We start from the raw sequence: 12,617 nt of genomic DNA on the forward strand, positions 1-12,617 counted from the left end.
ATAGTTAACTACCCTACACCTGCATCGACATCACTTCACTGTAAGCCTGCACCAGCTTATTGCGCACCTGCACGCCCATCTGCATCTCCACTGACGATTTTTGCAGATCGACCATCACATCATTCAGCGCCACACCGGGTTTACCTAGCTCAAAGTCCTGGGCCTGGGTTTTGGCGGTGTTTTGCGTATCGCTGATTTTATCCAGTGCGGCTTTCATGGTGGCGGAGAAATCTAACGGGCTGGACGCGTCGCTGGCACGGTTGTCGGCTTGCAGTGCCGTGAGATGCAGTTGTTGTAAAACGCCGTCAATCGCCTGGATAGTCATGAGAATACCTTAATGAGGAGGTCAAGTTGGCGAAAAGGTAGCACAGCGAACAGGTGGCAAAGGCGCTAAATAACCGCAAAAAACCCGGCTTATTCGGCCATCAAATTTCCCGATTCAGAAAATAATGCCCATAACAGGAATTGAATTTACCCAAAGCAGTGTCAGGGAGTCCCTTTTGTCACCACAACCCACCCGGTCAATGATGTCAGGCAGGAATCGTTCATGAATGCGAGTGTAACCGCAACCCAGGATAAAGCCGCCAAGGGCATCAGCGAGATCCTCGCTCGCCTGCGCGCCAATCCACGTATCCCCCTTATAATCGCAGCCGCCGCAGCCATTGCGGTGATTTTTGCACTGGTGCTCTGGGCGAAAGCCCCCGACTATCGTGTGTTGTTTAGCAATCTGAGCAATGAAGATGGCGGTGCCATCGTCACCCAACTGACGCAGATGAACGTGCCATACCATTTCGAAGAGAATGGTGGCGCGTTAATGGTGCCTGCCGACAAAGTCTATGAACTCCGTTTGCGTCTCGCGCAACAGGGGCTGCCTAAAGGCGGCTCTGTAGGCTTCGAACTGCTGGATAAAGAGAAGTTTGGTATTAGCCAGTTCAGCGAACAGGTCAACTACCAACGCGCCCTGGAAGGGGAGCTGGCGCGGACCATCAGCACTCTGGGCCCCGTAAAGGATGCCCGCGTCCACCTGGCGATGCCAAAACCTTCGCTGTTTGTGCGTGAGCAAAAAGCCCCTTCAGCCTCTGTGACCTTAACGCTGCAACCGGGTCGCGCCTTAGATGAAGGCCAAATTCAGGCCATTGTGCACATCGTCTCCAGCAGCGTGCCTGGGCTACCGCCCGGCAATGTGACGGTGGTGGATCAGGCGGGACATCTGCTGACCCATGCTGACAGCGGTGGCCGCGATCTTAACGACAGCCAGTTGAAATTTACTTCCGAGGTTGAGGCCCGCTACCAGCAGCGCATTGAAGCCATCCTGAACCCCATTGTGGGTCAGGGTAATGTCCACGCGCAGGTTACTGCTCAGCTCAACTTCGATACCAGCGAACAAACCATCGAAAACTACCAGCCGAACGCCAATCCGGCCAACAGCGCGGTGCGTTCACGCCAGACCAGCACCAGCGAGCAGAATGGTTCGCCTTACCCGGGTGGTGTGCCTGGTGCGTTGTCGAATGAACCGGCGCCGGCTAACACCGCGCCAGTTACGAATCCTCCTGCGCAAAATGGCGCGGCCGCGAATAACGGCACCACCACCAGCACCGCGAAAAGCAGTGGCCCAAGCAGCTCACGCCGCGATGATACGGTGAACTACGAACTGGATCGCACCATCCGTCATACCCGTCTCAACACCGGTGATGTACAGCGCCTGTCTGTCGCAGTGGTGGTGAATTACCGCCTGGACGATAAAGGCAAAGAGGTGGCGCTCAGCGACCAGCAGATCAAGCAGATTGAAGACCTGACGCGTGAAGCGATGGGGTATTCAAAGGATCGTGGTGACAGCCTCAACGTGGTGAACTCTCAGTTCAATCTGACCGATACCAGCGGTGGCGAACTGCCGTTCTGGAAACAGCAAGCCTTCTTCGATCAGTTGATGAGCGCAGGTCGCTGGTTACTGGTTGCGTTGGTGGCCTTCATTCTCTATCGCAAGCTGGTGCGTCCACAGCTGATGCGTAAACAGGAGGCTGAAAAAGCCGCCGCCGAAGCCGTGGCCCAGCAGGCCGCCGCCGAAGAAGAGGGTGATGCCTACAGCGTACAGCTCAGCGGTGAAGAGCTGGATCAGGAACGCAAATCCAATAGTCGCATGAACGCCGAGGTCATGAGCCAGCGCATCCGCGATATGTCTGAAAACGATCCACGCGTAGTTGCGCTGGTGATCCGTGAATGGATGAGTACCGAACTATGAGCCTGACCGGAACTGAAAAAAGCGCCATCCTGATGATGACCATCGGCGAGGAGCGTGCGGCTGAAGTGTTTAAACACCTGAGCCAACGCGAAGTACAACATCTGAGTGCCGCCATGGCGAATATGCGCCAGGTTTCACACAAGGTGTTGACGGAAGTCCTCCGTCAGTTTGAGGTGGATTCCGAGCAGTTCGCCGCGCTGAGCCTGAATAACAATGAGTATCTCCGTGCGGTGCTGGTGAAGGCGCTCGGCGAGGAGCGTGCCGCCAGCCTGCTGGAGGATATCCTCGAAACCCGTGAAACCACCAGCGGCATGGAGACGCTGAACTTTATGGAGCCGCAGGCAGCGGCAGACCTGATCCGCGATGAGCATCCGCAGATTATCGCCACCATTATGGTGCACCTGAAACGCAGCCAGGCAGCCGATATTCTGGCGCTGTTTGATGAGCGCCTGCGTCATGACGTGATGCTGCGTATTGCCACCTTCGGCGGCGTACAGCCAGCCGCACTGGCGGAACTTACCGAGGTGCTCAACAACCTGCTGGATGGCCAGAACCTCAAGCGCGCCAAGATGGGCGGCGTGAGAACCGCAGCGGAAATCATCAACCTGATGAAAACGCAGCAGGAAGAGGCGGTTATCGAAGCGGTACGCACCTTCGATGGCGAGCTGGCACAGAAGATCATCGACGAAATGTTCCTGTTCGAAAACCTGGTGGAAGTGGACGACCGCAGCATCCAGCGTCTGTTGCAGGAAGTGGAATCCGAGCAGTTGCTGGTGGCGTTGAAAGGTTCCGAGCAGCCGCTGCGCGAGAAGTTCCTCAAAAACATGTCGGCGCGTGCGGCTGACATTCTGCGTGACGACCTCGCTAACCGTGGTCCGGTGCGCATGTCTGCGGTGGAAAATGAGCAGAAAGCCATTCTGTTGGTGGTACGTCGCCTGGCGGAAGCCGGTGAGATGGTGATTGGTGGCGGCGAGGAAACCTATGTCTGATGCCTTCTCTTCTCACCCCTGGCAGCTGTGGCAACCGGAAGATCTGGCACAACCGGTCGAACCCGAACCTGAGTTGCTGCCGGAAACGCTGGAGGACGTGGTTGACGAAGCCGCCAATGAGCAGCAGCAGTTAGAACGCTTACAGGCCGCTATGCGCCAGCAGGCACACGATCAGGGCTATCGCGAGGGCCACCAGTTGGGGGTCAGCGAGGGCCAGAAAACCGGTTATGACGCCGGTTTTCAACAGGGCTTAACGGAAGCCCAACAGCAGCAAGCCCCGATCCAGGCGCGTATGCAGCAGTTGGTCACCGAGTTCCAGCACAGCCTGGAGGCGCTGGACAGCGTGATTGCCGCACGTTTAATGCAGCTGGCACTGGAAGCGGCGCGCACAGTGATCGGCCAGTCTACCAGCGTGGATGGCAGTGCCTTACTGCGCCAGATCCAGGGCCTGATTCAACAGGAGCCGATGTTTAGCGGTAAGCCACAGTTGCGCGTCCACCCGGATGATTTACAGCAGGTCGAACAGACGCTGGGGGCAACCCTGGATCTGCACGGCTGGCGGTTACTGGCCGACAGCACGCTGCATCCGGGCGGTTGCAAGCTCAGCGCGGAAGATGGCGATCTGGATGCCAGCGTGGCGACCCGCTGGCAGGAGCTGTGCCGTCTTGCGGCACCGGGAGAATTGTAATGACATCACGTCTTACACGCTGGCTGGGATCGCTGGACGCCTTTGAAAACCGTATCGCACGGGTGCAACCGGTACGCCGCTATGGCCGACTGGTGCGGGCCACCGGGCTGGTGCTGGAAGTAACAGGCTTACAGTTACCGCTGGGGGCCACCTGCGTGATCGAACGCCACGACGGTAAACAGATGGATGAAGTGGAAGCCGAAGTGGTGGGCTTCAACGGACAGAAACTGTTTTTGATGCCGCTGGAAGAGGTGGATGGCATCTTGCCGGGAGCTCGCGTTTATGCGCGCTTCAACGGCGATAATCCTCATGGCGGCAAACAGTTGCCCCTTGGCCCTGCCCTGCTGGGCCGGGTACTGGATGGCAGCGCCCGCCCGCTGGATGGTCTTCCCGCACCGGATACCGGCTACCGTGCCCCGCTCTCTACCGCACCGTTTAACCCGTTGCAGCGCACGCCTATCACGGAGGTGTTAGATACCGGCGTGCGGGCCATCAATGCCTTACTGACCGTGGGTCGTGGTCAACGCATGGGCCTGTTTGCCGGTTCTGGCGTGGGCAAAAGTGTCCTGTTGGGCATGATGGCGCGCTACACCCAGGCCGATGTGATTGTCGTCGGGCTGATTGGCGAACGTGGCCGTGAGGTTAAAGATTTTATCGAAAACATTCTCGGTAGCGAGGGGCGTGCTCGCTCGGTAGTGATTGCCGCGCCAGCCGATGTGTCACCGCTCCTGCGTATGCAGGGTGCGGCCTACGCCACGCGGATTGCGGAAGATTTCCGCGATCGCGGGCAGCACGTACTGCTGATCATGGATTCCCTGACCCGCTATGCCATGGCACAGCGTGAGATTGCGCTAGCCATCGGCGAACCCCCGGCCACCAAGGGCTACCCCCCTTCTGTCTTCGCCAAACTGCCCGCACTGGTAGAACGAGCCGGAAATGGCACCCACGGCGGAGGCTCAATTACCGCTTTTTATACCGTGTTGACCGAAGGCGACGACCAGCAAGATCCGATTGCCGACTCCGCCCGCGCCATTCTGGATGGGCATGTGGTCCTGTCACGCCGTCTGGCTGAAGCGGGACACTATCCGGCGATTGATATTGAAGCCTCGATTAGCCGAGCCATGACCGCGCTGATTGACGAAAGCCATTATGCGCGGGTGCGCCAGTTTAAACAGATGCTCTCTAGCTATCAGCGCAACCGCGATTTAGTCAGCGTAGGTGCCTACGCGGCTGGCAGCGATCCTCTGCTGGATCGTGCCATTAAACTCTACCCGGAAATGGAAGCCTTTCTGCAACAGGGCATCTTTGAGCGTAGCGAGTACGACAATGCCTGCCTGCACTTACAGGCACTGTTTGGTTGAGTTGTTGTGACTAGCCGGAGGCCAGACTGATGAGAAATGGCTCTGCCATTGAGACACTGCGCGATCTTGCCGAGAAGGATCTGGACAAGGCGATGATCCATTTAGGGGATATGCGTCGCGCACAACAGCAGGCTGATGAACAGTTACTGATGTTGCTGGAGTACCAGGATGAATACCGTAACAAGCTGAACCAGGACATGAGCGGCGGCATTGCCGCCAATCGCTGGTCCAACTACCACCAGTTTATCGCCACGCTGGAAAAAGCCATTGAACAGCATCGCGCACAGTTAACCCACTGGAATCAACGACTGGAGCAGGCGCTGGTCAGCTGGCGTGAGAAAAAGCGCCGCCTGAATGCCTACCAGACTTTACAGACCCGTGCCGCCGAGACGGCCTTACAACAAGAAAACCGGCTCGATCAGAAACGGATGGATGAATACGCCCAACGGGCCGCTTTGAGGAAAAGTGATTGATAACGCTACCAAAAATTGCCATCACTAAGGCCGATATCAACCTGACAGACACCAGTGACAGTAGCGAAGCGCAGGGCGGTGTGGCCGTGCTCCCCACGGATTTTGTCACTCAGCTAGGCAACCGCTTGCTCAGCCTGGTGAAACAGCAAGGCGCCTCTGCGCAATCGACGGATAGTGATGATAAAAACAGCGAAAGCGCCTCTCCTACAACGCAGTTAAACGCGTTGATGGGTGCGCTGCAGGACCCACAGACCCTTAGTGCACTGTTAAACCGGGAAAATATTAAAGACACGGCGAAATCCGCCGATGATACAGATAATTCTGAATCGCCTGGGTTGAGCACCAGTGAGATGCAGAGTGTGCAGGCGCTGATGGCGATGTTGCCTGGCACAGCAGCCCCCCCAGTAGAGACGCGCGCGGCAGAAGCTAGTGCAGTCGTCACTTCAGGGGCTTCACCTCTGGTGAGCAAGCTGGTGCAAAGCGAGCAGCAGCAAACCGCGAAAGAGAGCGGTGTAAGTCAGGAGACGCCTACCACCTCGCTGAGTGTAAAAAGCAGCGTCAGTCCGGATGACGTCAACAATACACCGGTGCGCAGTGATGCCGTCAACACGCTGACACCGACACAGAATAAAGATTTTCAGCAGACGCTGAATAACCTGGTGACTCAGAGCAGCAACGGCAATCAGGCCGTTAAAAGCAGTGACAGCAGTAACGATAGTCAGAGTACGGCAGTCACCTTTAGTGCGACCAACGTAGTGAGCCAGCCACTGGCCGCCGCCAGCAATAATACGCCAGCCACACCGACGTTAAATGCACAGCTAGGCAGCAATGAGTGGCAGCAAGCGCTGAGCCAACAGGTAGTGATGTACAGCCGCAATGGACAACAAAATGCGGAGCTGCGCCTGCACCCGGAAGATCTGGGTTCGATTCAGATCAGCCTGAAACTGGAGAACGATCAGGCGCAGTTAACAATGGTTTCCAGTCACAGCCACGTCAGGGCAGCACTGGAAGCGGCTCTACCGCAATTGCGTACGGCGTTAGCGGAGAGTGGTATCAACCTGGGGCAGAGCCAGGTCAGCAGTGACAGCTTCTCGCAAGGCCAGGGTTCCCCGCAACATCAGGAGGCCCGCCGCGATGGACAGCACGGCAGCTTCTCTCTGGCTCAGGAAAATGATAGTGCAACAACACCGATCGCCGTTCCTGCCTCACTTCAGGCCAGGGTTACCGGGACAGGTGCTGTTGATATCTTTGCCTGACAGCGACAAACGCTGAAGGTAAGCGTAAAACCCGTGTCTTTTCTTGCCATTGTTTGACTTAAGACACGGGATAATCTGTCCAGGCGAGCCGAAAAGCCCGCCCATAATTCACAGGAAGTAACTGCAAAAATGTCTGATAACGCGAAAGCTAAAGGCCGCAAACGTTCAATTTTAGTGCCGGTGTTACTGTTCGTCACCCTGGCCGCTTGCAGCGTAGCAGGCTATGCAGTCTGGCGAATGATGAATAAACCCGAGGGCGAAAAGTCGGCTGCTGCGAAAGTAGAACCGCCGGCCGCGCCGGTCTTTTTTGCACTTGATACATTTACGGTTAACCTGGTCAATCCCGATAACGATCCGGACCGCGTCTTGTATGTAGGCTTTACCCTGCGTCTACCGGATGAGGACACCCGTCGTCGGCTGAATGACTATCTGCCCGAGGTGCGCAGCCGTTTGCTGCTGCTGCTTTCGCGCCAGAGTGCTGGTGCGCTGGCAACAGAGCAAGGAAAACAGGCATTGGTTGAACAGATCAAGCAGGTGCTGGCCCCCCCTCTGGTAACAGGTCAACCTCCGCAGGCGGTAAACGACGTACTGTTTACGGCCTTCATTTTAAGGTGAGTCAATGGGCGATAGTATTCTCTCCCAGGCAGAGATTGACGCGTTGCTCAATGGCGACAGCGACAGCGCGGAAGTTGAAAAGAGTCAAAGTGGTCCCGAGGGCGATATCCGCCCTTACGATCCTAATACCCAGCGCCGTGTGGTGCGTGAACGCTTACAGGCGCTGGAGATTATTAATGAACGTTTTGCCCGACAGTTCCGTATGGCGCTGTTTAACCTGCTACGTCGCAGTCCGGACATCAGCGTTGGTGCAATTAAAATTCAGCCTTATCATGAATTTGCCCGCAATTTGCCGGTGCCAACCAACCTGAATTTGATCCATCTGAACCCGCTGCGTGGCACCGCTCTGGTGGTGTTTTCCCCAAGCCTGGTGTTTATCGCGGTGGACAACCTGTTTGGTGGCGATGGTCGCTTCCCGACCAAAGTTGAGGGGCGTGAGTTTACGCACACTGAGCAGCGGGTCATTCGCCGCATGTTGAAGCTGGCACTGGAAACCTACAGCGAGGCCTGGAAAGCCATCTACCCGCTGGAAGTGGAATATGTGCGTTCAGAGATGCAGGTCAAATTCACCAATATCACCACTTCACCGAACGATATTGTGGTGAATACCCCGTTCCAGGTTGAGATCGGTAATCTGGTGGGTGAATTCAATATCTGTATTCCCTTCTCAATGATTGAACCGCTGCGCGAGCTACTGGTCAATCCGCCGCTGGAGAACTCCCGTCAGGAGGATAACCACTGGCGCGAAAATCTGGTGAAGCAGGTGCAGCACTCCGAACTGGAGCTGATTGCCCACTTTGCTGATATTGCGCTCCGCCTGTCGCGCATTTTGCAGTTGAAACCGGGCGATGTTCTGCCCATCGATAAACCGGATCGCATTATCGCCCACGTCGATGGCGTACCGGTACTGACCAGTCAATACGGCACCCTGAACGGCCAGTATGCGCTGCGTGTTGAGCACTTGATAAACCCGATTTTGAATTCGCTGAATGAGGAACAGCCCGATGAGTGAGACTAACAAACCGTCCGAAGACGCCATCTCTGCGGACGATCTGTGGGCTGAAGCCATGAACGAGCAGGCGGCAACCGCACCTGCGGCATCACGCGATGGCGTGTTTAAATCGTTTGAGAGCAACGATCTTGCCAGCTCATTCCAGGATATCGATTTAATTATGGATATTCCGGTCAAGCTGACCGTGGAGTTGGGGCGCACCAAAATGACCATCAAAGAGCTGCTGCGCTTAACGCAAGGCTCGGTAGTGGCGTTGGATGGATTAGCCGGGGAACCGCTGGATATTCTGATCAATGGCTATCTGATTGCCCAGGGCGAAGTGGTGGTGGTGAATGATAAATACGGCGTGCGCATTACCGACATTATCACGCCATCTGAACGTATGCGTCGCCTGAGCCGTTAAGATGAATCCACAATCACCCCTGCTCCATGCGACCAGTCACACAGAGCCCGTGGTTTCTACCGCCTCTGTTCTGATGCAAATCGTCGGTGTTCTGGCGTTTATCATTTTACTGATTCTCGCCTGCGCCTGGCTGGCACGCCGTTCAGGGTTGGCAGCCCCGAAGGCGAGTAGCCACAGCCTGAAGCTGGCTGGCAGTTTGCAGGTGGGTCAACGCGAGCGGGTGGTGATTGTCGAAACCGCAGATGCCCGCTTAGTGCTGGGGGTGACTGCGCAGCAGATCGCCCTGCTACATACGCTTCCCCCCGCAGAACCGGGCACCGATGCGGCTGCAACCAGCGCCACGCCGGATTTCCGTCAACTGCTGCAAACCTTCAAACGCCGTGGAAAAAAATCCTGATGCGCCGATTTTCACTTCTTCTGCCCCTGCTATTTCTGCTGCCAGGTGCCGCGCAGGCTGAATTGCCAGGTTTGCTTAGCCATCCGCTGCCTGGTGGCGGCCAGAGTTGGTCACTGCCCGTACAGACTCTGGTCTTTATTACTTCACTGACCTTTATTCCAGCCGCACTGCTGATGATGACCAGCTTCACCCGCATCATTATTGTCTTCGGCCTGCTGCGCAATGCGTTGGGTACCACTTCAGCCCCACCCAACCAGGTTTTGCTGGGATTAGCGCTGTTTTTAACCTTTTTTATTATGGCACCCACCTTCGATAAGATTTATCAGGATGCCTACCTGCCTTTCAGCCAGGATAAAATTGCCATGGATGTCGCCCTGGACAAAGGCGCACAACCGCTGCGTGAGTTCATGTTGCGCCAGACACGCGAGGCCGATTTGGCCCTGTTTGCCCGTTTAGCCAATACCCCGCCGATTCAGGGCCCGGAAGCGGTGCCAATGCGCATCTTGCTCCCCGCCTATGTGACCAGCGAGCTGAAAACCGCCTTTCAAATCGGGTTTACCGTGTTTATTCCCTTCCTGATTATCGACATGGTGGTTGCCAGCGTGCTGATGGCGCTGGGCATGATGATGGTGCCCCCTGCCACCATCTCACTGCCGTTTAAGCTGATGCTGTTTGTGCTGGTGGATGGCTGGCAACTGCTGATCAGCTCACTGGCGCAAAGTTTTTATTCTTAATCGCACAAGGCAGAACAAGATGACACCTGAATCGGTAATGATGATGGGGCAAGAAGCCATGAAGCTGGCCCTGATGTTGGCCGCCCCCTGCTTACTGGCGGCACTGGTCAGCGGTTTGACCATTAGCCTGCTCCAGGCGGCGACCCAAATCAACGAACAGACGCTCTCCTTTATCCCCAAAATCCTTGCCGTCGCGGCCACGGGGGTCATTGCAGGGCCGTGGATGCTGGGTCTGCTGCTGGATTACATGCGCAATTTGTTTACCAACCTGCCCTACATCATTGGCTGATGGTCACTTTAGACAGCGCCCAACTGGTACATTGGGTCAGCCAGTTTTTCTGGCCTCTTGCACGTATTCTGGCCCTGTTTGCCACAGCACCTTTATTCAGCGAAAAGAACATCAGTAATCGCGTAAAAATCGGCCTTGCGGTGATGGTTACCTGGCTACTGGCTCCGCTGCTCCCGGCGGTCAATACCACGCTGTTCTCTGCGGCTGGCTTCTGGGTGTTATTACAGCAAATTCTCATCGGGGTGGGCCTCGGCTGGACCATGCAGTTGGCTTTCGCCACGGTGCGGGCGGCAGGGGAAGTGATCGGCCTGCAAATGGGGCTCTCATTTGCCACCTTCTACGATCCCGGTAGCCGTGCCAGCATGCCGGTGGTGGCCCGACTGCTGGAAATCTTAGCCCTGCTGTTGTTCCTCTCCTTTGATGGACATCTGTGGTTAATTTCGCTGCTGGCTGACAGTTTTCATATCCTGCCAATAAACGACACGCCCCTGAACGCCTCGGCGTTTATGGCATTAACCCAATCAGCGTCACTTATTTTTCTTAACGGTATGATGCTGGCATTGCCCTTAATCGTCTTGCTACTCACGCTCAATCTGGTCCTTGGATTGTTAAACCGCGTTTCACCACAGCTCTCTATTTTCGCCATCGGTTTTCCCGTGACATTAACAGTAGGAATACTGACATTAGGGTTAATGATGCCGTTGCTCGCACCATTTTGTGAACATATTGTTAGCGAAGTGTTTGATTTAATCGCGCGATTCTTGCATCAGCTTGCGAATGACTAATCATTAGCCTTCTCATCACCTGTTTACGCCCAATAGTTAAGCGATCAAAATGTATCTGAGCATTTTTTGCACCATTTATAACTGAAAAAAGCTAAGGAAATTCTGATAAGTGCGATTAGGGAGTGAAAATTATTCTTATTAAAACGCGCTTCGCGTATTTTAGGTGTCGTGTTCAGTTAGCTGTAACTGCACATAATTTATGACAATTCCGGTAATAAACTGTTTTTCAGGTAAAAATCGGCCATAAGCGATTTTACTTGTCAGATAAACATTTTTCCGGCATTGTCAACATTCGTTGAAACGTTACACTTTCGAGAAACAAATGCATTTAAGAATTGTCCTATCAGCAACTAACGAGTTATCAGCGATAGTGGCAAGGGTTAAATCACAACGCATCTGTAGTAACACAGCGACCTCGGTTGTAAGGGGGTTGGTGACGTCTCAGCTCAATAATATGCTTAGCAAATTAGTGCATGGAAGTAGACTCCTCTCTTTGGGAATCTCTGTGTAACGATGCCAGGTTATAAAAAAATAAAAAGTATTTTTGAAATCTCTCTCGTACCACAACGTGAAATTCATCGTTGATTTAAACGGATAACAAATTGGTGAGGGTCGCTAACATGCCAACAATTATTATGGATTCATGCAACTACACACGACTGGGGTTGACGGATTATATGTCCTCGAAAGGGGTCAAAAAGAAAAACATATATTCAGTTAACGATATAGAACAGTTACAACAAAAGTGTGCTCAGCTTAAACCTGGTGTGGTCTTTATTAGCGAAGAGTGTTTTATCCATGAGGCTGATTCAAGCGATCGAATCAGACAGGTCATCATTCAGCATCCTGATACGCTTTTCTTTATTTTTATGGCGATCTCTAACATCCATTTTGAGGAATATCTCTACGTTCGTAAGAACCTGATTATTACATCAAAATCGATGAAGACATCGACACTGGATTCGCTGTTAACCACATATCTACAGAAGAAATTCAACCTTTCTTCACGGATCTCTTCTGGGCTGGATGTTCATCCGCTCACGTTGAGCCAGACAGAATCAAATATGTTGAAAATGTGGATGTCAGGACGCGACACCATTCAAATTTCCGAAGAGATGCAAATTAAGGCAAAAACCGTTTCTTCACATAAAGGTAATATTAAACGCAAAATTAAGACGCACAATAAACAGGTGATTTATCATGTGGTGCGTCTGACCGATAATGTCACCTCTGGTATTTACGTCAATGTAAGACCTTAATCTCTGTTGTCCGGAGCCTGACTCAGGCTCCGGTTCATTTTGCTAGCCAGATCTCATTTCCCCCACTAAGTATTTTCCCGCGGGTGCCGATGCTTTCTCATACCACACTGCCTATGA

The 12,617-nt window shown here is 54.1% G+C and carries 15 protein-coding genes; 14 read left to right on the forward strand and 1 reads right to left on the reverse strand.

Translation table 11 applies throughout. The annotated features are described in order from the left end of the window. Positions 1 to 13 precede the first annotated feature (13 nt). A complete protein-coding gene (fliE, locus tag B880_RS0105730; RefSeq protein WP_017346425.1) occupies positions 14 to 325 on the reverse strand; it encodes a flagellar hook-basal body complex protein FliE in 312 nt (103 codons plus the stop codon). 222 nt (positions 326 to 547) lie between these two features. On the opposite strand from fliE, the gene fliF reads away from it, so the two are divergent. The 14 genes from fliF (at position 548) to rcsA (ending at position 12,500) form a co-directional block, all read left to right on the forward strand. Next, the gene (gene fliF, locus B880_RS0105735) at positions 548 to 2,239 is read left to right on the forward strand and encodes a flagellar basal-body MS-ring/collar protein FliF (RefSeq protein WP_017346426.1); all 1,692 of its coding nucleotides are present in this window, start codon (positions 548 to 550) and stop codon (positions 2,237 to 2,239) included. Continuing rightward, positions 2,236 to 3,228 carry a flagellar motor switch protein FliG gene (fliG, locus tag B880_RS0105740; protein WP_017346427.1) on the forward strand — a complete coding sequence of 331 codons (993 nt, stop codon included), beginning with the start codon at positions 2,236 to 2,238 and terminating at the stop codon, positions 3,226 to 3,228. The genes fliF and fliG overlap by 4 nt, the downstream gene beginning before the upstream one ends. Beyond that, positions 3,221 to 3,916, forward strand: coding sequence for a flagellar assembly protein FliH (fliH, locus tag B880_RS0105745; RefSeq protein WP_017346428.1), 696 nt, complete (start codon positions 3,221 to 3,223; stop codon positions 3,914 to 3,916). The genes fliG and fliH overlap by 8 nt, the downstream gene beginning before the upstream one ends. Then, positions 3,916 to 5,277: a flagellar protein export ATPase FliI gene (gene fliI / locus B880_RS0105750; RefSeq protein WP_017346429.1), complete on the forward strand. Its 1,362-nt coding sequence runs from the start codon at positions 3,916 to 3,918 to the stop codon at positions 5,275 to 5,277. The genes fliH and fliI overlap by 1 nt, the downstream gene beginning before the upstream one ends. Before the next feature lie 29 nt (positions 5,278 to 5,306). After that, positions 5,307 to 5,750: a flagellar export protein FliJ gene (gene fliJ / locus B880_RS0105755; protein WP_017346430.1), complete on the forward strand. Its 444-nt coding sequence runs from the start codon at positions 5,307 to 5,309 to the stop codon at positions 5,748 to 5,750. Beyond that, complete coding sequence (locus B880_RS0105760) at positions 5,747 to 7,006, forward strand: flagellar hook-length control protein FliK (RefSeq protein ID WP_017346431.1); 1,260 nt, start codon at positions 5,747 to 5,749, stop codon at positions 7,004 to 7,006. The genes fliJ and B880_RS0105760 overlap by 4 nt, the downstream gene beginning before the upstream one ends. A 129-nt stretch (positions 7,007 to 7,135) precedes the next feature. After that, positions 7,136 to 7,621: a flagellar basal body-associated protein FliL gene (gene fliL, locus B880_RS0105765; protein WP_017346432.1), complete on the forward strand. Its 486-nt coding sequence runs from the start codon at positions 7,136 to 7,138 to the stop codon at positions 7,619 to 7,621. A gap of 4 nt (positions 7,622 to 7,625) precedes the next feature. After that, complete coding sequence (gene fliM, locus B880_RS0105770; RefSeq protein WP_017346433.1) at positions 7,626 to 8,633, forward strand: flagellar motor switch protein FliM; 1,008 nt, start codon at positions 7,626 to 7,628, stop codon at positions 8,631 to 8,633. Next, positions 8,626 to 9,036 (forward strand): flagellar motor switch protein FliN, encoded by a 411-nt coding sequence (fliN, locus tag B880_RS0105775; protein WP_017346434.1) that lies wholly within the window; start codon positions 8,626 to 8,628, stop codon positions 9,034 to 9,036. The genes fliM and fliN overlap by 8 nt, the downstream gene beginning before the upstream one ends. Before the next feature lies 1 nt (position 9,037). Beyond that, positions 9,038 to 9,433: a flagellar biosynthetic protein FliO gene (fliO, locus tag B880_RS0105780; RefSeq protein ID WP_017346435.1), complete on the forward strand. Its 396-nt coding sequence runs from the start codon at positions 9,038 to 9,040 to the stop codon at positions 9,431 to 9,433. Then, the gene (gene fliP, locus B880_RS0105785) at positions 9,433 to 10,167 is read left to right on the forward strand and encodes a flagellar type III secretion system pore protein FliP (RefSeq protein WP_017346436.1); all 735 of its coding nucleotides are present in this window, start codon (positions 9,433 to 9,435) and stop codon (positions 10,165 to 10,167) included. The genes fliO and fliP overlap by 1 nt, the downstream gene beginning before the upstream one ends. A 19-nt stretch (positions 10,168 to 10,186) precedes the next feature. Then, positions 10,187 to 10,456: a flagellar biosynthesis protein FliQ gene (gene fliQ, locus B880_RS0105790; protein ID WP_017346437.1), complete on the forward strand. Its 270-nt coding sequence runs from the start codon at positions 10,187 to 10,189 to the stop codon at positions 10,454 to 10,456. Then, positions 10,456 to 11,241, forward strand: coding sequence for a flagellar biosynthetic protein FliR (fliR, locus tag B880_RS0105795; protein WP_017346438.1), 786 nt, complete (start codon positions 10,456 to 10,458; stop codon positions 11,239 to 11,241). The genes fliQ and fliR overlap by 1 nt, the downstream gene beginning before the upstream one ends. Positions 11,242 to 11,861: 620 nt before the next feature. Next, positions 11,862 to 12,500, forward strand: a complete 639-nt coding sequence (gene rcsA, locus B880_RS0105800) for a transcriptional regulator RcsA (RefSeq protein ID WP_026042444.1) — start codon at positions 11,862 to 11,864, stop codon at positions 12,498 to 12,500. Positions 12,501 to 12,617 lie beyond the last annotated feature (117 nt).

The organism is Pantoea sp. A4 (genome assembly GCF_000295955.2).
GTDB lineage: Bacteria > Pseudomonadota > Gammaproteobacteria > Enterobacterales > Enterobacteriaceae > Pantoea > Pantoea multigeneris.

Bases quoted from the DNA above. Each gene is read 5' to 3' on its own strand.
- rcsA (WP_026042444.1), top strand. From the start codon at position 11,862: ATGCCAACAATTATTATGGATTCATGCAACTACACACGACTGGGGTTG.
- fliE (WP_017346425.1), bottom strand. From the start codon at position 325: ATGACTATCCAGGCGATTGACGGCGTTTTACAACAACTGCATCTCACG.
- fliM (WP_017346433.1), top strand. From the start codon at position 7,626: ATGGGCGATAGTATTCTCTCCCAGGCAGAGATTGACGCGTTGCTCAAT.
- fliQ (WP_017346437.1), top strand. From the start codon at position 10,187: ATGACACCTGAATCGGTAATGATGATGGGGCAAGAAGCCATGAAGCTG.
- fliO (WP_017346435.1), top strand. From the start codon at position 9,038: ATGAATCCACAATCACCCCTGCTCCATGCGACCAGTCACACAGAGCCC.
- fliR (WP_017346438.1), top strand. From the start codon at position 10,456: ATGGTCACTTTAGACAGCGCCCAACTGGTACATTGGGTCAGCCAGTTT.
- fliN (WP_017346434.1), top strand. From the start codon at position 8,626: ATGAGTGAGACTAACAAACCGTCCGAAGACGCCATCTCTGCGGACGAT.
- fliP (WP_017346436.1), top strand. From the start codon at position 9,433: ATGCGCCGATTTTCACTTCTTCTGCCCCTGCTATTTCTGCTGCCAGGT.
- fliF (WP_017346426.1), top strand. From the start codon at position 548: ATGAATGCGAGTGTAACCGCAACCCAGGATAAAGCCGCCAAGGGCATC.
- fliG (WP_017346427.1), top strand. From the start codon at position 2,236: ATGAGCCTGACCGGAACTGAAAAAAGCGCCATCCTGATGATGACCATC.
- fliI (WP_017346429.1), top strand. From the start codon at position 3,916: ATGACATCACGTCTTACACGCTGGCTGGGATCGCTGGACGCCTTTGAA.
- fliH (WP_017346428.1), top strand. From the start codon at position 3,221: ATGTCTGATGCCTTCTCTTCTCACCCCTGGCAGCTGTGGCAACCGGAA.
- fliL (WP_017346432.1), top strand. From the start codon at position 7,136: ATGTCTGATAACGCGAAAGCTAAAGGCCGCAAACGTTCAATTTTAGTG.
- fliJ (WP_017346430.1), top strand. From the start codon at position 5,307: ATGAGAAATGGCTCTGCCATTGAGACACTGCGCGATCTTGCCGAGAAG.